This window comes from Paenibacillus konkukensis, assembly GCF_023523925.1.
Taxonomy (GTDB): domain Bacteria; phylum Bacillota; class Bacilli; order Paenibacillales; family NBRC-103111; genus Paenibacillus_S; species Paenibacillus_S doosanensis.
The window spans coordinates 6,993,631-7,012,727 of sequence record NZ_CP027059.1; the positions used below are offsets into that span (position 1 = coordinate 6,993,631).

The window sequence follows — 19,097 nt, forward strand, 5'->3', positions numbered from 1 at the left end:
GCCGCCGGCGGCGACGGGGGCTCATCGCAGGTTCCGGCACCGGGAATTTCCTCTTGCCGTAAGGAAGGAAATACACCTTGCGCATCGAATTAATTAACGACGATGCTGAACCGCGAGGAGGTTGATAGTGATGGATCACGAGGAACGGAATACACAGCGGGACGGGGATGCAGAGGCTTCCGATGCGATGTCGGAGGCAAGTGCGGAGAAAGAGCAGGCGGCCGGAGCGGCGGAGCCGACCGGGACGGGAGCGGAGGCTGAGCCGGGCTCCGGCGAAGAAGGAGATAGTCTAAAGGAGGCCGCCGTCTCGCTGGAAGACCCGGCGGTTTTGGCGGTGGAGGAAGCGTCCGAATTCGAATCGCGATTTGAAACGGCGCTTGACGCAGCTCCCGGCCATGAACCCGAAGCCGAAATCGAAATGCTGTCGGATGATGAGCTGAACGAAGTCATCGAGAGCATTTGCACCAGCAAGGCCGAGGAATTCAGAATGATCGGATACGAGCATGTGACCGGCAAGGACATTTGGGAATGTGTCAGCGACAAATACCGCAAGACGGGATCGCCGCCGCTGCACAGAGTGGTCAACGATATTTTATCGCTGAAAGTGACGAGCTTCATGAACTGGATGACGATGAGCATCTATAAGACCAACCCTTTCCAATGAAGAAAGGGTTATTTGTTGTGCATTCCGGTCTTCTTCGGGAAAACGGGAATTTTTTGCGTCATTCATCGCCAAATTGACTCGTTTTTCGCAGGTGGGTATAATAGGAATATTGAGTATGGAAGGAGATCGTTAACCACATGAAACGGATAGTTGCTTTTTTGGCGGTCGTGGTCATTACTTTCGGCCTTGTCGCCTACTTCACTCCGGGATTAGTGAAGAACATTAAACTCGGTCTAGACTTAAAAGGTGGGTTCGAAATCCTGTATGTGGCCGAGCCGGTCGAAGCAGGAAAGTCGGTGACGAAAGAGTCGCTTAAACAAACGGCCAACAGCTTGATGAAACGGGCGGACAGCCTCGGTATCGCCGAACCGGAAATAACGACGGAGGGCAATGACCGCATTCGCGTGCGTCTGGCCGACGTCAAAAACGAAGAAGAGGTTCGGAAAAAGATCAAGAAGCCCGCAGAGCTGACATTCCGGGGACCGGACGGCACTAAAGAGATGCTGGGCAGCGATTTCGTGGAAGGCGCGGCCAAAGTTGAGTTCGACCAATCCAACCGCCCTATAATCAGCATCAAAGTGAAAGATCCGGACAAATTCAAGCAAGTAACGGAGAAGCTTCTCGGGAAGCCTCTGGCTATTTATCTGGATGAAAACGAGCTTTCCGCTCCTGTCGTCAACAGCGTCATTCAGGATGGAAATGCTACGATCTCAGGCAACTATACGTTCGATGAAGCGAACAGTCTGGCGAACACGATTAACCTGGGCGCCCTGCCGCTCAAATTAACCGAAAAATATACGCAGGTGGTAGGCGCCTCGCTCGGCCAGCTGTCCTTGCAGCAAACCGTTGAAGCCGGTTTGATCGGCGCAGCGTTGATCCTTATCTTCATGTTGGTGTTCTACCGTCTGCCGGGGCTAATTGCGGCGATTACTTTGATCACCTACATGTTCCTGCTGCTTGTGGCGTTCTGGCTCATGAGAGCGACGCTGACATTGCCGGGCATCGCGGCGTTTATCCTCGGGATGGGGATGGCGGTCGACGCCAACATCATCACCTACGAACGTATTAAAGAAGAAATTCGCAGCGGCAAGAGCCTGCTGTCTTCCTTGAAATCAGGCTCCAAGCATTCGTTCCGCACGATTATGGACGCCAATATTACGAACCTGATTTCCGCCGTCGTGCTGTATTATGTCGGCAACGGAGCGATACGGGGCTTCGCCTTGACGACGATTATGAGTATTATTTTAAGTATTCTCACAAACGTTTTCTTATCGCGGTGGTACATTCATCTGGTTATCAAGAGCAATCTCTTCAAGAAACCTGCTTATTACGGTGTAAAGGAGTCGGAAATTCGTGGACTATAAAAATCACTTTGACTTCATGAAAAACCGTAATAAGTTTTTCATCGCTTCCATTGCCATCCTGATAATCGGATTGATCGTGCTTGTTGCTATGAATCTGAATTACGGCGTCGACTTCAAAGCGGGTACATCGCTGGATATTAATGTAGGACAAGCCGTAACGAAGGAAAAGGTAGATCAAACATTTGAAGGCGCCGGCGTGAAGCCGGCGATTACGACCATCAGCGGCAACAATGATCATATATCGGCGCGGTTCGATACGATCTTGTCCGAAGATGAGCTTAAGAAGGTCAGTACGGCCATGACGACGGCTTTTGGCGATAAAGTATCGCAGGAAGTCAATACGGTATCGCCGGATATTGCTAAGGAGCTTGGCTATAAAGCGATGCTTGCGGTAGCGATCGCCAGCGTGGCGATATGTATTTATGTCAGCATCCGTTTCGAGTGGCGGTTCGCCGTTGCGGCTATCATTGCGATTTTGCATGACGCGTTTATCGTTATCGCCGTATTTGCAATTTTCCGGCTTGAGGTTAACCTGCCGTTTTTGGCTGCCGTACTCACGACGATCGGGTATTCGATCAACGATAAGATCGTTATTTTCGACCGTGTCCGGGAAAATTTGCGCTTTTCCAGAATCAAGTCCAGCGAAGATTTGTCCAATATGCTGAACGCAAGCATATGGCAAACGATGGCCCGTAATATTAACACGGTTATTACGGTTTTGATAGCCGCGGTATGTTTGTTCATCTTCGGAAGCGAGTCCATCAAGCTGTTCGCATTGGCCAAAATCGTCGGCTTGACATCAGGCGCATACTCCTCCGTATGTATTGCCACACCGCTGTGGTATTTGCTTAAAAACAAATCCTTAGGTTCTAAAACTAGGGCAGCTGCAGTAAAAGAATAATAGCCGGCCGCGCGAAATTACGTTTCCGCGGCCTTTACAATTCACTTGAGGAGTGGCTCCATGTCTGATGAACGGTTTCAACAGGCGCGTTTTGGCGCTTGGATCGGTATTGTCGGCAATATCGTGCTCGCGGTCATGAAGGGAGTTTTCGGTGTCATTTCAGGGAGCAAGGCGCTGGTGGCCGATGCACTTCGCTCCGCAACGGAAGCGGCCTGTTCTATCGTCGCCATGCCGGGTTTTCGGACTGTCAAGAGTTCTCCGGACAAAGATTATCCGTACGGGCAAGGTAAGGCGGAGTCTTTTACTGCTATTATTATTTCAGTCATCCTTCTTTTAATCGGTTTGGAGACGGCGCTGTCCTCGGTTCGAGTCATGCTGGCGGACTCCCTCTCGGCGCCTAAGCCCATCGCTTTCATTGCTATTGCCGTAGCGATCGTCGTGAAAGAAGCGATGTTCCAATATAAGTATCGTCTCGGAAAACGGATTTCAAGCCAATCCTTAATGGCAAACGCCTGGAAACACCGTTCGGATATTTATTCTTCTCTTGTCGCGCTTGTCGGCGCAGGGGGAGCGATTCTCGGTCATTACCTGGGAAATACACATTTGTATTATTTGGACCCGATAGCCGCACTCTGTATCGCCGTACTGATTATTCGAACAGGACTGGACCGCATCAGACAAACGGTTCAAAAATCCGCGGATCACGCGCTGCAGCAGGAGGACGTTGCCGAGCTGGTTCGTACGGTACAGGCTGTAAAGGGAATTATCGCAGTTGACGAGCTTCGGGCAAGAGAACATGGACATTATGTCATTGTTGACGTTAAAATAAGCGTAAACCCGAGAATTTCGGTAATGGAAGGGCATGATCTCGCCAAGCGGGCCAAGCATATGCTGATGTCGCGTTTCTCGCATATTGCCGACGTATTGATTCATGTAAATCCGTACGCTGGCGGATATCCCTATAAGAATAATGCGGATTCAAGTCAAGATGAATATCCGACGCTGCTGCACTAAAGTGTGCTATATTAGATAAAAGCTTTCGAAGCAAGTTTTGCTTCCGGCAAAACTCAAAGTTAATGCTTACGAAGACGGCTTTCCTGCGAGGAAAGCCCGGATTATGCTTACGAAGATGGCTTTCTTTGCAGGAAAGCCCTTAGGAGGGACAGCATGCTGCAATCACGAGCAAGATGGAAAATAAGCGAGACGGATTCAAAGCAAGCAGAGGAATTGGCCGGGCAACTGGAGATTTCTCCATTGCTGGCCCATCTGCTTATAAGCCGTGGGATGACGGATCAAGAGCATGCTGCCGCATTTTTATTTGGAGGAACGGATCATATCCACGATCCGTTCCTTTTAGATGGTATGGAACAAGCGGTAGTACGCATACGCCAGGCATTGGAGCGCGGGGAAAAAATCCGCATCTACGGCGATTACGATGCAGACGGGGTCAGCAGCACGACGCTGATGGTACATTTACTTAGAACGCTGGACGCTTCATTCGATTATTACATACCTCATCGCGTGCATGAAGGATACGGCATGAACAAGCCGGCCGTCGATCTGGCGAAGCAGGAAGGCATCTCGCTCATTATTACGGTCGATACGGGAATCAGCGCGGTGGAAGAGATCGCCTATGCGTCAGAGCTGGGCATTGATGTTATCGTCACCGACCATCATGAGCCGCCGGAAGTGCTTCCCGAAGCTTACTCGGTCATTAATCCGAAAAAGCCGGGATGCCCTTATCCGTTCAAGCAGCTGGCCGGTGTCGGCGTCGCCTTGAAGCTGGCTCAGGCGCTGCTCGGGCGCTGGCCCGAGGAGCTGCTCGAATTCGCCGCTATCGGAACGGTAGCGGACTTGATGCCGCTGCTCGGCGAGAATAGAGCTATCGTCAAGCAGGGGATCAAGCGGATGCAATCCTCGGCCAACTGGGGAATCCGCGCGCTGCTGGACGTGTCCGGCGTGCAAATGAAAGATGTGAACGCTACGCATATCGGTTTCTCGCTCGCGCCTCGTATTAACGCAAGCGGACGATTGAACAATGCGGACGACGCCGTCCGGCTGCTTATTACGGACAGCGAGCAGGAAGCCGAGCATCTCGCTTACGATCTGGACTCGCTCAATAAGGAACGCCAGCGCATTGTAGACGACATGACCAGGCAGGCCATGAGCATGATGGAGGAGCGCAAAGCGTCCGGCGGTTTGAACAAAGTTATCGTGCTCGCTCACGAGGATTGGAACGTAGGCGTCATCGGCATCGTGGCCTCGAAGCTGATGGACCGTTTTTACCGCCCGACCCTCATCTTGGGCATCGATAAGGAAACCGGGCTTGCCAAAGGCTCCGCCCGTTCGATTGCCGGCTTCGACTTGTACCAGGCGCTCAGCCATTGTCACGATTTGATGGAGCATTTCGGCGGGCATCAAGCGGCTGCGGGGATGACCTTATCCAAAGACCATCTTCCGGAGCTGGAGCGACGCCTCAACGTATTGGCCGAAGAATGGCTGAAGCCGGGCGATTTCGTTCCGCTGCTGCATGCGGATATGGAATGCGCTCTGGACGAGGTCGGCGTAGAGACGATCCGCCAGCTGGAGCAGCTGGGACCGTTCGGCATGGGGAACCCGCAGCCGAAGTTCGTATTTACGAACATCCGCTGTCAAGAGCTGCGGACGATCGGCAAGGAGCAGCAGCATGTTAAGATGACGCTGATCAAAGGCGGCGGTGAAGCCGCGGCAACGCTCGATGCCGTCGGTTTTAACAAAAGCGCGGCGCTCCCCTGGATTTCTCCGTCCGCATCGATGGACATCTTGGGAGAACTGTCCATCAACGAATGGAACGGCGTGCGTAAGCCGCAAATTATGATTCAGGACATTCGCGTTCCGCACGTGCAATTGTTCGACTGGCGGGGAGCTTCAAGCAAGCTTGAATTCAAGCTTAGGGAGCTGAACAGCCGCGTAAGTCCTCTGGCAGAAGCGGAGGAAGGCAGCGGACAGCCGGCTGTCATCACGTTTCATCCGGAAGATAAACAGGTCAGAATGAAATTTATGAACACTTATCCGGTATGGGGGATGGACCCGGCGACAGGACAAGGCTCTCCGCTTAACGAGCACGCCAGGCGCAAGCCTTTATCCGCTGTCAAGGATTTGGTATTATACGATTTGCCGGCACAGCTAGGGGCGCTCGAGCAGGTCATCGTTTCGGCGTCGGGCGCCGAGCGCTGGTATGCCGTATTCTCGGGTTCTCCGGCGAATCAGGGGCCGCTTCCGAACCGCGACATATTTAAAACCGTCTACGGCGCCGTGCTGAAACTGGGGGACCAAGCGTTTCCGGCCTCGTATATCACGGAAGCATTGTCCAGACGATCGGGGCAATCGCAGCAATTGATTCAATTTATTCTGGATGTATTCGAAGAGCTCGGCTTCATCCAGCGCCGTCCGGAAGGGTACAGGGCGGTATCTAATCCGGCCAAGAAAGATCTGACGGCATCAAGATTATACCGGCAGCGCCAGCATAGCTTGGACGTCGAACAGACGCTGGTTTATTCCAGTGCTCAAGAATTGCACGAATGGATAAGCGGCAAGCATAAACAGATGAAACCATCATTGGAGGAAATCATATGAATTTCAAAGAGTATATTCGCGTCATCGAGGATTTTCCGCAGCCGGGCATCAGCTTCAAGGATATTACTACGCTGCTTAATAACGGGCCTGTCTATAGGGAAGTCATCCAGGAGCTTGCGCGTCAGCTGAAAAACAAGCAGATCGATCTGATCGCAGGACCGGAAGCAAGAGGCTTCGTCATCGGCGCGCCTCTGGCCGTCGAGCTGGGAGTCGGATTCGTTCCGATTCGTAAAAGCGGCAAGCTGCCCGGAAAAACCATCGAGGCCGACTATGCGCTTGAATACGGCAAAGACAAGCTGGCTATGCACGACGACGCCATCAAGCCGGGACAGAAGGTGCTGATTGCCGACGATCTGCTGGCTACGGGAGGCACGATCGCTACCTCGATCAATTTGGTGAACCAACTCGGCGGCGATGTGATCGGAGCCGCATTCCTGATCGAGCTGGAAGAGCTCAACGGCCGCGAGAAGCTGGGCGCTATCGATATTGTTTCCCTTGTGAAATATTAAGTTGGACTGTCTTGGCAGCGAAAGCCGCTCATACCTCTTGTGTATGGGGGGCTTTTCTCTTGGCATCACATCGCATAAGCCCACAATAGCCAACTGATCAGCGAGCAGAGAGCGGATACGCCTCCGAAAATCCAGACGATTTTCGTTTCGCTCCAGCCGTATTTCAAGCTGTAATGATAATGAACGGGCGTCATTTTGAACAGGCGCAGCCGCGTTTTTTTGTAATACCAGACCTGCAAAATGACCGACAGCTGCTCGGCGAAATAAACAAAAAACAGGATCGGCACAAGAATCTCGACTTTTTCGATAACGGCCAGAAAAGACAGCGATCCTCCGATGGCCAGAGAGCCGGTATCTCCCATAAAAGCTTTGGCCGGATACATATTGTAGATGAGCAGTCCGAGCAAACCGGCGATCATGGCGATGCAGAACAGCTGTACTTCCCATGAAGAGGAGATGGCAAAGAAAAAGAAATACGTCGGAATCGACGAGAAGATCAGCAGGCCGTCCAAGCCGTCCGTAAAGTTTACCGCGTTGGCCGTACCGATAATGAACAGCATAATAACGGCTATGTATAGGATCGGGGGCAGTTCAAGCCCGGAAGAAAATAAAAGACGCACGGTCGTATCGAGCGGAGTCAACTGGCTGTAGTAATAAAGCATCGCAGCGGCGGCGGCGCTTTGCAGCAGAAGCTTGGCCGAGCCGCTTATTCCGCCAGGGTCCTGCAAAACGGCTTTTTTCATATCGTCAATGCAGCCGATGATGCTGAATAGCAAATAGACGGAGCTGAGGAAAATAATGAGATCCCCGGATGCGTCGCCAGCAGCACGACATTGCCTATCATGAGAATAATGCCCGCCATCAGCGGCGTTCCGCGCTTCGCTTGGTGATCTGCCGGAAGCTGCGAACGAATCGGCTGGGTCAACCGAAGCGTCCTCAAACCGCGGATCAGAACAGGGCAGAGCGCGGCGACAATCACGAAGGTCATGGTAAAAATAGTCAGACTGACGATAAGCATCGGATTCACTTCCTTTACGGTTCGGATGAACGGTTTGTTTTTTTGCAAGGGGTCAAGCCTTTATTATATTGTTATGGAGCGCGGCGGATTTTAAAAGCGAAAAATAGTCGGCGGTTCTTTCTTGTTTTTCAAAGAGAAAACGAATTATTTGTTCCGGAAATCGCCCTATAGCGGCAATATTATGCTAGAATAAGCTTTAATATGGGACACATTCTGTCTAGACAAAAGAGGGCTGCTAATGTTAATCAAACTGAATAAGGCGTTGGAGAAGATTATGCCGGTGCTGACCCCTGCGGCCGTTGCCGTCGGGCTGCTCTGCGCGACGTGGCTGCACACGTTAAGCTTTCTCGTTCCGTGGATTTTTGCCATTATGACGTTCGCCGGCAGTATAGGTTCGAACTTCCGGGATTTAGGGAAAGTAATGATGCATCCGCTTCCAATTATCGCGACATTTCTTATTTTGCATATCGCCATGCCGATTCTTGGCTGGGCTGCCGGCTCGCTCGTATTTCCGGGGGACGATCTGACGCAGACGGGGTTTGTGCTGCTGTTCGTCATTCCGACCGGAGTCGTCAGCCTTGTCTGGGTAACGATCTATGGCGGCAATATCGCCTTGACGCTGGCGCTTATTTTGCTGGATACGCTGTTGTCGCCGATTATCGTGCCGCTTAGCCTGTCGGTAATCGTCGGAGCCAAGGTCCATTTGGACGTCTTGGCGATGATGAACGGGCTGCTGTGGATGGTTGTAGTGCCTTCCATTGTGGGGATGATTTTGAATCATCTTACCAAAGGCGGCGTGAAGGTCGTATGGGGGCCGAGGCTGGCGCCGTTTACCAAAATCGGCTTGTTTATCGTCGTCGCGATCAACAGCTCGGTTGTAGCGCCTCATTTGCGGGAGATGAATGCCAAGCTGATCGAAATTATCGCGGTCGCCTTTGTCTGCGCCACTGTCGGCTATTTGGCGGGCTGGCTCATATCCCGTGCGATGAAGTGGGATCAGGATGTGACCGTAGCGCTTACGTTCAATTCCGGAATGCGTAATTTGAGCGCGGGCGCGGTGCTCGCCATCAGCTTCTTTCCTCCGCCGGTCGTTCTCCCGGTTATTGCCGGCATGCTGTTCCAGCAGCTGCTTGCCGCGTTGTACGGGTATAATTTGAATAAGAAATACCGTTTGAAAAATCAGCCGTCGCAAGCGGCGTAAACGTTGGATGAGCGGGCAGCCCCCGACGGGGCTGCCTTTTCGCATGCCGGGCGGCATGACGAAATTGCCGCATTTTTAAGCGTGCCGATAAAATAAATGGCAATCATTTGATTTTTTTGCCCGGACATGTTCTATAATAGAGAAAACAGATATTGCCGAGCTTTCGGCTTCTTAGAAAAGGGAGAATTGACAAGTGAGTGGAAATTCCAAACATACGGCATCCGTATCGCTCGGAGTCATGGCTGCGGGCTTCGCGGGAACTTTATTTTTAGATGGGACGAATCCTTGGATCGGCTTTGCGCAAAGCGGCTTCGAAGCGGGGCTCGTAGGCGGGCTCGCCGACTGGTTTGCGGTTACGGCTTTATTCCGTCACCCTCTCGGAATCCCGATTCCGCATACGGCCTTACTGCCCAAAAATCGCGATAAAGTGTCCAAGGCGTTTATATCGACGATTCAGAACGACTTGCTGAGCAAGCAAAGCATCGTGGACAAGCTGTCGCAGGTTCCGCTCGTCATCAAATTGCTGCGCGGGGCCCAGGAGCAGCTATCCACCGATAGCGCCAAGGCGGGCATCGCCGCCATAAGCGAATTCATTCTGCAGCAGGTTCCGTTGGAGAAGCTCGCCGCTTACGGAGAGCGGGAAATCCGCAAGCTGGTCGAATCGCTGGACACGCGCAGCATCGTCAATGCTTTGCTGGAACAGGTGTATTCGAGACGATACGACGAGAAGGTTTTCGATTTCGTGCTCGATCTGGCGGAGCAGCTTGTCATGAAGGAAGAGATCCGCAACCGGATGGGAGCGATGGCCGCGCAAGCGTTAACTCATTTGAAGACGAACGGGCTGATGCAGTTCGCGCTGAACGCTTTTGTAGGTTACTTCAACGAGGAGAAGCTCGGCAGCTTAATCCAGCAATTTATATTAAGCGGCATCGAAGGGCTGCGAATGCAGGAGAACACCAACCGCAAGGCGGTGCTGCAATCGCTGCGGTTTTGGCTGGACAATCCGGCGCACCGGGACAATATCGCTTCGGAGCTCGATGCGTGGAAGGAGCAGCTGCTGACGCAGTTTCAGTTGGAGGAGAAGCTGCTTGAGCTGCTGAAGCGGCTGCATGTCCGGGCTTTGGAATGGGTTCGGGAGGATGGCTACGCCGAAGCTTATGTTTTGCCGTTCGCCTCGCGGATCATCCAGCGGATCGAGTCCGATGACGAGCTGCTAAATAAGCTTGAGCTCGGTTTGCGGGAGCAAATCGGCCGCATGATCGAGGCGAATCACCATAAAATCGGAGCGCTGATTCAGGAAAATATCGACCGGTTCGACGACGAAACGCTCATCAACCTTATGGAGGATAAAGTCGGCAAAGATTTGCAGTGGATCAGGGTGAACGGGGCGATCTGCGGGTTTTTGATCGGCCTTGTGCTGGCCGGCGTCAAGCTCGCGATCGGTTAAAACGGCGAGCGGACGCAGGCCGCTCAACATCGGGCTTCCGCTCCGCAGCCGGAAGCCCGATTATAGCAAAGTATAGTTTCTCTATGAAGTGGAGATCATAGTAATAGAATTCACTTCGGATGGAGGTTCTTATGCGATGCATACGATTTGGAAGGGAGCGGTAAGCTTCGGGCTCGTACATATTCCCGTTAAGCTGTACTCCGCGACGGAAGAGAAGGAGATCGCCATGAAGTATGTGCATCGGGACTGCGGCGCCCCTGTGCAAAATGTGCGGCACTGTCCCGCATGTCAAACGGATGTGGAATGGGAGCAGATCATCCGCGGCTATGAGATCGAGAAAAACCGGTTTGTGCTGTTCGAGAAAGAAGAGCTTGACGATCTGCTGCCGGAGACGAATAAAGAGCTTCGGATTGTCCGTTTCGTAGAGCCGTCCGACATCGATCCGGTATATTATCATAAAACCTATTACCTGGGACCGGGCGAGCTCGGGACAAGCGCGTATACGCTGTTCGCCGAAGCGCTGAGAAGCAGCGGAAAAATCGCCATAGGCCAAATCGCGATACGGTCCAAAGTTAGTTTGGCCGCCATCCGCATATGCGACGGATGCTTGGTCATGGAAACGATGTTTTACCCGGATGAAGTTCGGCAGGTGCAGCAGGTGCCGAATATGCCGGAGCAGCAATCTGTCGGAGAGAAGGAACTGGCGATGGCGCAGATGCTTATTTCCCATTTATCGGGGACATTCGATCCGGCTGCTTACCCGAATGAATACCGCCTAAGACTGATCGACGCGATCGAACGTAAAATGGCCGGCGAAGACATTCGCACCGCTCCTCCTGCCGCTTCGCAGAGCGGCATCCTAGATTTGATGAGCGCGCTCCAAGCGAGCCTTGAGGCTGTGACGCCGGCGGAGCCGCCTGCTCCGTCCGGCAAATCCGCCAAGCCGAAAGCGAAGCGGAGGGCCAAACAGGCATCCGACACGGCTGCGGCCGAATCCGCTTCCTAACGGCGATTTTGCTTTTAGCACGGCAACTGAATACGCCTCGCAGCCGAAACCCCACTTTTGTGGGGTTTATTTATTGTTTAGGAAATGATGCGCAGCAATAACCTGAGGATATCCGGGTTCTCCCCCGAAAGTAAAGTCTACTCATAGAACGATCCCAGAGGAAGGGTTAGACGCCGATCCAGCTTAGGCTGGATGCGGACGGAATAAGCTTCAGAGCATCACGTCACTTTTGGCGGATTTGTTCTTGGGGATAAGAGGGTGTCATACCGAGCATCTTTGTAGTAAAATAAGGAAAAGGCAGCCGTTCCGCAAATTTAGTAAGCGCTTTATTGATGTGACCTTTCACGGTTGCATTATAACGAGGTGAAGCGCGTTACAGCAAGATTTGGCATTCGAATGGGTTGACAGCAAACAATTTGACGGAAGGGAAGGGATGGATGTCATGAAGCAAATCCTTGTCGTCGATGACGAGCCGATGATTCGGGCCGGGCTCACGAAGCTGATCAAGCATTACAGCCAGGGGGTACATGCCTATGCCGTGCCGAACGGCGCGGAGGCGGTGGCCGAGATTCGCAAGCAGAAGCCGGATATGGTATTCACGGATATTCGCATGCCGAAAATGGACGGCTTGGAGCTGTGCAGGCACATCGCCGAGATGAACCTGAATATTAGAACCGTCGTTATCTCCGGTTACGGGGATTTTACTTATGCTCAGAAATGTTTGACGTACGGGGTTAAGGAATATTTGCTGAAGCCGGTAACCGAATTGGAGCTGTACCCGGTGCTTGACCGTCTTCTGTATCAGGAGAAAGTGCATTCATTATCGGTATCCGCGTATAGCGAATGGCTGGAGCAGGCGGAAACGGCGATCTGGTCGGCCGATTTCGAGGGCATTGACCGGCTTCTGCTGCGCTGGAGCGGGGATGACTTATGCGGGGCTCTCGACACCGAGCAGCTTGAGCAGACGATAGCCGATGTATTGAAGGCGCTGGTCAAGAAGCTGAATGCCCGCGAGCTATACCAATTTGCCGATACGCCGCCGCCGAAGTCTGCCAAGAACCGGGACGAGCTCTTTAAGCATCTCGAATCGGAGCTGATTCATTGGTGCGGCCAGCTTGCGCAGTGGCGCGGAGGCAATCAGAAGAGCGTGTTCGAGGAAGCGAAATCCTACATCGACGATCATATCGCCGAGGAGATCAGCCTGGAGGCGGTCGCTGAAAGAGTCGGGCTCGCGCCGACATATTTCAGTTATTTTTTTAAAAAGATGACCAATGAAACGTTCGTTCAATACCGGATGAGAAAGCGGATCGAGATGGCTAAGCGGCTGCTTGAGCTGCCGCATTACAAAATTGTGGATGTGGGAATGGAAATCGGGTACCAGAACTATCCCCATTTTTCCAAAATATTCAAGAAAATGACCGGCATTTCCCCGACGGAATATAGACAAATGCTAGGGATCAAATAACATGAAATCCAGCTTGGCCGGAAAAATATTCGTTTATTTTGCCATAGTGATCGCGTTGACCTCCTCCATTATCGGCGTTACGCTGTATCAGCAGTCGTCCAAGGAGCTGGACAGGCAGACGGAGAAGCTATTGACCCAAATTGTCGACAACGCGATGCATCATACGGACTTATATTTAAAAAATTATGAGCGGGCGACCTTATCCGCACTTTCTTCCTCCAGTGTAAAAGAATTTCTGGACACGAACGATAAAAGCTTTTATTCGATGTTCACGCTGCCTTCCCAAATTAAGGAGAAGGTCATTCAGCCGATTTTCATCAATAACCCCGAGATCAGCTTAATGTATCTGGTCGGTTATAACGGGAGCAGCGTATTTGACGTGAACGCCCCGAGCTTGACGGTTAACGACGCGGTCTTATCCGACAGCTTGGACGATCTGAAGGAGATGACCAAGGATGACGGCAGCCTGACGATTATGGATTGGAGCTTCACGAACGGCAATCTTGCGCTGGCTCGCAAAATTTCCGGCAGGCAAACCTCCAAAGCGTTCAAGGGGATTCTCGGCGTCGAACTGAAGATAGAAGAACTGACGACGCTGTGGAAAGGAATTAAGCTCGGGGATACCGGTTATTTCTACATCGTCAACGACCGGGGGCGCATCGTGTACCATCCGTCCTCTTCCAAAATCGGAAAGCAGTTGGAAGGCGAGCTGTATACGCAGCTTCAAGATAATGCGAACCGCTTTTTTATAGACAAGAAAAGCGGGCGGGCCAATTTTAGCCGCCGTTCCGATTATTCCGGGTGGACGCTCGTCGCTTCCTTGCCGGTGAACGAGTTGAGAAAGCCGATCTTGAACATCCGGCAGACAACCCTTATTACCTGCGCATTCGCGCTGATTGTCGCCTTGATACTGGCATACAGGTTCGGCCAGACGATCATTCGGCCCATCCGGCGGCTGGAGAACGGGATGAGGCAGACGGAGAAAGGAAACTGGACCCAAGTGCCGATGACGGGGGATAAGGATGAAATGGATCGTTTGATTCGCAGCTACAACGTCATGGTAGCGCGGTTGGCGGATTTGGTCGATCAAGTTTATGCGGCCGAGTTGAAAAACCAGGAGCATTTGTTGAAACGGCAGGTCGCCGAATTCCAGGCGCTGCAGCTGCAGATCAATCCGCATTTTTTGTATAACACGCTGGAGACGGTGATCTGCTATGCGGTCGTTCAGGATTCGAACGAAATTAAAGATATCGTCCGTTCGCTGTCTTACATGCTGCGCTACTCGGTGAGAGCCGATCTGGAAGAGATCACGGTGGCGAGTGAATTGAAGCATGTACTGCATTTCATGACCATTATGAATTACCGGTTCGAGAGAGAGTTTGAACTGCAAGTCGACATTCCGCCGGAATATTTGCTCAAAACGATGGTTCGCTTATCGCTGCAGCCGCTCGTTGAAAATGCGTTCAAGCACGCGTTCCCCGATGGCATTGAAGAGCATCATTACGTGCGCATCGGGATGACGGCGGACAACGGCGATTTATTCGTCACGATTACCGATAACGGAATCGGAATCCCGGAGGAGCGGCTGAAGGAGCTTGAGAAGCGGCTTCTCCTGGAGCGTCCGCCCGAGCGAAGCGGAGGCGAAGAGCAGGGGGGCATCGGCCTGTTGAATGTGCACAACCGTATCCGCATGGTATTCGGCGACCGCTACGGCGTTACGGTTCGGGGAGCTGCGGGAGCGGGAACTACGGTGACGCTGCATATGCCGGACAAGCGCCCCGCCCATATTTTGCAGCCGGCGCTGCCCGCTGACGATGGAGGGAAGAACGGCAGGCCGACCCGGCCCCTGGAGGCGTCAACCGGGTAAGGACAGCTTTAGAATGCATTTCATCTTGGAAAAGGGCAGGTAGGTTGCATGCATAGCACAAAAGTAGCATGGCTTGCTCTGGCAGCCGGAACGCTTCTGCTGACAGGCGGCTGCAAGCATGAGGCGGAGCAGCCTGACGACGATAACGCCGCCGTCGCCGTAAGTCCGGCCGGGATATTCCCGATTACGAAGCAGCCGGCCACGATCCGCATCATGGTTATGGATAACAACCGGGTGGACAACTTCGCAACCAATGAATTCAGCAAATGGATCGAAGAGACGACGAACCTGCGCATTGAATGGGAGGTCGTTCCTCCCAAGAGCGCGGAGCAGAAGATGACGCTTGCTTTGGCCAGCGGAGATTATCCGGACGTGTTCCTCGGGCTCAACGTCAATCCGGTGCTGCAGGCGCTGTACGGCAAGGACGGCGTCTTCCTTCCGCTCAACGAGCTGATCGACAAGTACGGGACGGAAACGAAGAGGGTGCTTGAGGAAGCGCCGTATGTCCGCGATATGATAACGACGCCGGACGGCAATATTTACGGGCTTCCGCTGGTGAACGAATGCTACCATTGCACGCAAGGAACGAAGATGTGGATCAATCAAACGTGGCTCGACAAGCTCGGTCTGGCCATGCCGACGACGACCGGGCAATTTTTCGACGTGCTGAAGGCGTTTAAGGAAAAGGACCCTAACGGCAACGGAGAGGCGGACGAGCTTCCGCTCGTCGGGGCTACGAACACGCCGTCGGGCAGCATCGAGTCGTTTTTGATGGAGTCGTTCATAGAGAGCGACAGCAGCCACATGTTCGTAAAGGACGGCAGCATTCATGTCGCATACAACCAGCAGGGCTGGAAGGAGGGGCTTGAATATTTGCATCGGCTGTACGAAGCGGATTTGCTGGCTCCCCATACGTTTACCCAGGATAGGGTGCAATTGAAGCAGCTTGGGGAGAATCCCAACGATGCGATCATTGGCGCTATACCCGCGCAAAATCCGGCGATTTTCAGCGATATGGATAAGAGCCGCTGGAAGCAGTACGTGACGGTTCCCCCTTTGCAAGGGCCGGGAGGCTGGAGAACGGCGGTATACAATCCGTACGGGGCGGTGACGCAGGGCGCTTTCATCATTACGAACAAGGCGCAGAGCCCGGAGGCGGCGTTTCGTTTGGCGGATTTGCTCTACAGCGGGGAGGCGACCTTCCGGAGCAACGTAGGGCGACCGGATAAGGAATGGAGCTGGGCTGAGGAAGACGACGTCGGAATCGACGGACATCATGCCAGATGGAGACAGCTGAAGCTGCCGGGGATTCCCGGGAAGAAGCAGAACGTTCATTGGTCGCAGACGGGGCCTTCATACCGTTCCAACGAGTGGCGGCTCAGCCAGGCGGCGGACCCGGACAACCCGCTGGAAGTCGTGCTGTATCAGGAAACGAAAAAAAACTACGAGCCTTACCGAATCGAGAAAAACAAGATCGTGCCGCCTTTGTTTTTTACAAGCGATCAAGCGGAGGAGCTGGCTGATTTAAGCAAGCCGATCGACAGGTGCCGCGAGGATTTTTTGACCCGCGCCGTTCTAGGCGATCTCGACATCGAAGCGGAGTGGAACGATTACGTGCAGTCGCTGGAAAAATTGGGACTTAGCCGTTACCTGGAAATTTATCAGGCGGCCTATGACCGCAAGATGGCAGGCAGCGCGAAATAGCGAGAACGCTTCTGGAGATGAGCGAATGCGTGTGGAGAACGAAAATATTGCGCAGAAAGCCCCGGCTCGCGCCGGGGCTTATTACAAGGCTATGTGCAGCTGCGGCGAGCAGCAGCTTGCTTACTTGGCCGGCCGATTCCCGAAGGGTTATTCCAGACCGGCGGCCGCATAAACGCGGCGGAATGCTTCCTGCGAGCGCTTCAGCAGAACGCTGCTCGGCTCGGTGAGCGGCTGCGGCGTCAATATTTCCTGCGCAATCACTCCCCGATAGCCGATCCGGTTCAATGCGCCGAGGAATCCGGCCAGATCGATAACGCCTTCTCCGGGGAACAGCCGGTCGTTATCCAGCACATCCTCTACCGGTACAGCCGGAGCGTCGTTAATATGAACGAGGACGATCCGGGAAGGATCGAGCTGCAATATATCGTCCACACCCAGCTCGTTAGTATACCAATGATAGCTGTCGAACAGCAGTCCTACGTTATTTTCGCCGATTGCGTCGATCCAGTCCAGCGTCTCCGCAAGTCCCCAGATGAAAGGATTTCTCCAGCGCGTCCGCAAATGATGAGGGCCGACAAATTCCAGCCCGAGCCGGATGCCGTAAGGGGCCAGTATCTGCGCGCATGTGCGCAGCCGGCGCGTAGCCAGCGCCATGAAATGGGCGGCGGAGTAGTCTGTCGACGGCAGCACGTAAGTGCAGCATGCCGTGCAGCCGAGAGCGGCGGCCGCTTCCGCATCCTGGGCCAATCTGGCGAGCCCGGAGCGGAATTCTTCTTCCGTCGTCCGCCATTGCACGGATAGGCCGATCGTACCGATCTGGACGCCGTGTTCTTTCAGAAAAGCCTGCGCTCCGGCAAAGCCTTTGTCCGCTATCCACTGCTCCAGCTCCTTGCCTTCCGCAGCGACAGCCTCGAAGCCGTGCTCGGCGGCGGCTTGTATAAAGGATTCGATGGAGCCTGCCTGGCCGATACCGGCGCGTGTTACCCCTTTTAACATGGAAATGGCCTCCTCTTAACGGTTGAAAATCGCTTAAAGCGCTACAGATTCCAGTCCAGAATCACTTCATGTCCGGTTTTGGACGATTCGTAGATGGCATCCAAAATGAGATTGTTCGTGAATCCGGTCATAGCCGACGTATCCGGCTGCTTTCCTTCGCGGATGCATTCGATAAAATGGCGGCTCAGCCGGACGCGTCCGCCTTCGTCCTTCTCCGGAGTGACCAGGCTCGTTTCGATAGCACGGTCGAACGTTTCGGTAAGCAGCTTGCCTTGGCCGCCTCGTATGGACGCTCCTCCCTCGGTGCCCATCAAATGAATAAAATGCTGGCTGTCCGTATCCATATGGACGGCCCAGCTGACTTCCAGCGAAAGCGTGCTCCCGTCCTCCATCTTGATGAGCGCGGTAGCCAAGTCCTCTACGTCAAACCGGCCGTCCCAGTTCGGTGTGCCCCAAGTGCCGATCCCGCGTTTGCGCGGTCCGAATTCCGCATAAGCGGAGCCGTATACGGACACCGGCTTAGGATTGCCCATCAGGAAGAAGGCCAGGTCGAGCATATGGACCCCGATGTCGATCAGCGGTCCGCCGCCCGATTGCTCGCGCTGCGTAAACCATGTTCCCCAGCCGGGAATGCCTTTGCGGCGGAACCAGCCTGTTTTGGCGTTATAGATATGTCCCAGCGCCCCCTTATCGACCTGCTCTTTAATTTGCAGAGGAAGCCATTCCCAGCGCATCTGATGAGGGATCATCAGCACCTTGCCGCTCTCGCGCTGCGCTCTGACGATTTCCCGGGCCGAAGGCACGTCGATGGCCATCGGCTTCTCCAGCAGCACATGCTTGCCCGCCTGCAGCGCTTGGACCGCGAGCGGCGCATGCCACTGGTTCGGCACGCCGATGACGACGGCATCAACGGCCGGATCGGCGATCAGCTCCTCCGCGCTTTGATAGCATTTCGGGATGCCGTACTGGGCGGCCCTTTGCTGCGCCAGCGGATAATACGAGTCCGTTACGGCTTCAATGAAGGCGTCCTCGGGCAGTTGGCCGAACGTTTGAATATGTACGTTGCCGATATTTCCCGCGCCGATAATTCCGAGGCGGATTTGTTCTTTCGAGTTCATGGGTGGACCCTCCTAAGAGTTTTTGCGAAGCAAAAACTTGCTTCGAAAGCGTGGGCTAAGAGTTTTTGCGAAGCAAAAACTTGCTTCGAAAGCATCGGCTAAGAGTTTTTGCGAAGCAAGCAATAACAGAATTTGCGCCGGCGCGTTCCTTTTTATAGTAAAATGGAAGCGTATAAAATGCGTCCCATTTTTTACGAACGTTATCCCAATTTTTCAGCAGGA

17 protein-coding genes are annotated in these 19,097 nt (G+C 53.4%); 14 read left to right on the plus strand and 3 right to left on the minus strand.

From position 1 onward, the window contains the following. Positions 1-130 precede the first annotated feature (130 nt). The 6 genes from SK3146_RS35195 (at position 131) to SK3146_RS30395 (ending at position 7,053) form a co-directional block, all read left to right on the plus strand. On the plus strand, positions 131-664 hold the full coding sequence (locus tag SK3146_RS35195) for a post-transcriptional regulator (protein WP_349655170.1): 534 nt from the start codon (positions 131-133) through the stop codon (positions 662-664). A 137-nt stretch (positions 665-801) separates the two neighbouring features. Continuing rightward, positions 802-2,028, plus strand: coding sequence for a protein translocase subunit SecD (gene secD / locus SK3146_RS30375; protein WP_249862290.1), 1,227 nt, complete (start codon positions 802-804; stop codon positions 2,026-2,028). Positions 2,029-2,044: 16 nt separating this feature from the next. After that, positions 2,045-2,929 carry a protein translocase subunit SecF gene (gene secF, locus SK3146_RS30380; RefSeq protein ID WP_249862291.1) on the plus strand — a complete coding sequence of 295 codons (885 nt, stop codon included), beginning with the start codon at positions 2,045-2,047 and terminating at the stop codon, positions 2,927-2,929. A 60-nt stretch (positions 2,930-2,989) separates the two neighbouring features. Continuing rightward, positions 2,990-3,943: a cation diffusion facilitator family transporter gene (locus SK3146_RS30385; protein ID WP_249862292.1), complete on the plus strand. Its 954-nt coding sequence runs from the start codon at positions 2,990-2,992 to the stop codon at positions 3,941-3,943. A 153-nt stretch (positions 3,944-4,096) separates the two neighbouring features. Next, entirely contained in the window at positions 4,097-6,544 is a 2,448-nt protein-coding gene (recJ, locus tag SK3146_RS30390; RefSeq protein ID WP_249862293.1) for a single-stranded-DNA-specific exonuclease RecJ, read from the plus strand. Then, a complete protein-coding gene (locus tag SK3146_RS30395; RefSeq protein ID WP_249862294.1) occupies positions 6,541-7,053 on the plus strand; it encodes an adenine phosphoribosyltransferase in 513 nt (170 codons plus the stop codon). The genes recJ and SK3146_RS30395 overlap by 4 nt, the downstream gene beginning before the upstream one ends. Positions 7,054-7,118: 65 nt before the next feature. On the opposite strand, the gene SK3146_RS30400 is transcribed toward SK3146_RS30395, so the two are convergent. Beyond that, positions 7,119-7,829 carry a phospho-N-acetylmuramoyl-pentapeptide-transferase gene (locus tag SK3146_RS30400; protein ID WP_349655171.1) on the minus strand — a complete coding sequence of 237 codons (711 nt, stop codon included), beginning with the start codon at positions 7,827-7,829 and terminating at the stop codon, positions 7,119-7,121. 35 nt (positions 7,830-7,864) lie between these two features. Here SK3146_RS30400 and SK3146_RS35200 point away from each other — a divergent pair, with 35 nt between their 5' ends. The 8 genes from SK3146_RS35200 to SK3146_RS30435 all read left to right on the plus strand — a co-directional run bounded on the left by SK3146_RS35200 (position 7,865) and on the right by SK3146_RS30435 (position 16,933). Then, positions 7,865-8,242, plus strand: a complete 378-nt coding sequence (locus SK3146_RS35200) for a hypothetical protein (protein WP_349655172.1) — start codon at positions 7,865-7,867, stop codon at positions 8,240-8,242. Positions 8,243-8,309: 67 nt separating this feature from the next. Further along, a complete protein-coding gene (locus SK3146_RS30405) occupies positions 8,310-9,272 on the plus strand; it encodes a bile acid:sodium symporter family protein (RefSeq protein WP_249862295.1) in 963 nt (320 codons plus the stop codon). A 193-nt stretch (positions 9,273-9,465) separates the two neighbouring features. Then, a complete protein-coding gene (locus tag SK3146_RS30410) occupies positions 9,466-10,719 on the plus strand; it encodes a DUF445 domain-containing protein (protein WP_249862296.1) in 1,254 nt (417 codons plus the stop codon). Between the two features lie 136 nt (positions 10,720-10,855). After that, a complete protein-coding gene (locus SK3146_RS30415; RefSeq protein ID WP_249862297.1) occupies positions 10,856-11,725 on the plus strand; it encodes a non-homologous end joining protein Ku in 870 nt (289 codons plus the stop codon). A gap of 385 nt (positions 11,726-12,110) precedes the next feature. Then, on the plus strand, positions 12,111-13,190 hold the full coding sequence (locus SK3146_RS30420; RefSeq protein WP_249862298.1) for a response regulator transcription factor: 1,080 nt from the start codon (positions 12,111-12,113) through the stop codon (positions 13,188-13,190). Between the two features lies 1 nt (position 13,191). Continuing rightward, positions 13,192-15,057 (plus strand): cache domain-containing sensor histidine kinase, encoded by a 1,866-nt coding sequence (locus tag SK3146_RS30425; RefSeq protein ID WP_249862299.1) that lies wholly within the window; start codon positions 13,192-13,194, stop codon positions 15,055-15,057. Between the two features lie 48 nt (positions 15,058-15,105). Then, entirely contained in the window at positions 15,106-16,761 is a 1,656-nt protein-coding gene (locus tag SK3146_RS30430) for an extracellular solute-binding protein (RefSeq protein WP_249862300.1), read from the plus strand. A 25-nt stretch (positions 16,762-16,786) separates the two neighbouring features. Beyond that, entirely contained in the window at positions 16,787-16,933 is a 147-nt protein-coding gene (locus SK3146_RS30435) for a hypothetical protein (RefSeq protein ID WP_249862301.1), read from the plus strand. Here the strand turns inward: SK3146_RS30435 and SK3146_RS30440 are convergent. Both SK3146_RS30440 and SK3146_RS30445 read right to left on the minus strand, forming a co-directional pair. Beyond that, positions 16,909-17,757 (minus strand): sugar phosphate isomerase/epimerase family protein, encoded by an 849-nt coding sequence (locus tag SK3146_RS30440; protein WP_249862302.1) that lies wholly within the window; start codon positions 17,755-17,757, stop codon positions 16,909-16,911. The two genes, SK3146_RS30435 and SK3146_RS30440, sit on opposite strands and share 25 nt — an antisense overlap. A 41-nt stretch (positions 17,758-17,798) precedes the next feature. Beyond that, positions 17,799-18,875, minus strand: a complete 1,077-nt coding sequence (locus SK3146_RS30445; RefSeq protein WP_249862303.1) for a Gfo/Idh/MocA family protein — start codon at positions 18,873-18,875, stop codon at positions 17,799-17,801. Positions 18,876-19,097 lie beyond the last annotated feature (222 nt).

Coding starts and splice junctions, on each gene's coding strand:
- SK3146_RS35195 (WP_349655170.1), top strand. CDS start 131: ATGGATCACGAGGAACGGAATACACAGCGGGACGGGGATGCAGAGGCT.
- secD (WP_249862290.1), top strand. CDS start 802: ATGAAACGGATAGTTGCTTTTTTGGCGGTCGTGGTCATTACTTTCGGC.
- secF (WP_249862291.1), top strand. CDS start 2,045: ATGAAAAACCGTAATAAGTTTTTCATCGCTTCCATTGCCATCCTGATA.
- SK3146_RS30385 (WP_249862292.1), top strand. CDS start 2,990: ATGTCTGATGAACGGTTTCAACAGGCGCGTTTTGGCGCTTGGATCGGT.
- recJ (WP_249862293.1), top strand. CDS start 4,097: ATGCTGCAATCACGAGCAAGATGGAAAATAAGCGAGACGGATTCAAAG.
- SK3146_RS30395 (WP_249862294.1), top strand. CDS start 6,541: ATGAATTTCAAAGAGTATATTCGCGTCATCGAGGATTTTCCGCAGCCG.
- SK3146_RS35200 (WP_349655172.1), top strand. CDS start 7,865: ATGCGTCGCCAGCAGCACGACATTGCCTATCATGAGAATAATGCCCGC.
- SK3146_RS30405 (WP_249862295.1), top strand. CDS start 8,310: ATGTTAATCAAACTGAATAAGGCGTTGGAGAAGATTATGCCGGTGCTG.
- SK3146_RS30415 (WP_249862297.1), top strand. CDS start 10,856: ATGCATACGATTTGGAAGGGAGCGGTAAGCTTCGGGCTCGTACATATT.
- SK3146_RS30425 (WP_249862299.1), top strand. CDS start 13,192: ATGAAATCCAGCTTGGCCGGAAAAATATTCGTTTATTTTGCCATAGTG.
- SK3146_RS30430 (WP_249862300.1), top strand. CDS start 15,106: ATGCATAGCACAAAAGTAGCATGGCTTGCTCTGGCAGCCGGAACGCTT.
- SK3146_RS30435 (WP_249862301.1), top strand. CDS start 16,787: ATGCGTGTGGAGAACGAAAATATTGCGCAGAAAGCCCCGGCTCGCGCC.
- SK3146_RS30440 (WP_249862302.1), bottom strand. CDS start 17,757: ATGTTAAAAGGGGTAACACGCGCCGGTATCGGCCAGGCAGGCTCCATC.
- SK3146_RS30445 (WP_249862303.1), bottom strand. CDS start 18,875: ATGAACTCGAAAGAACAAATCCGCCTCGGAATTATCGGCGCGGGAAAT.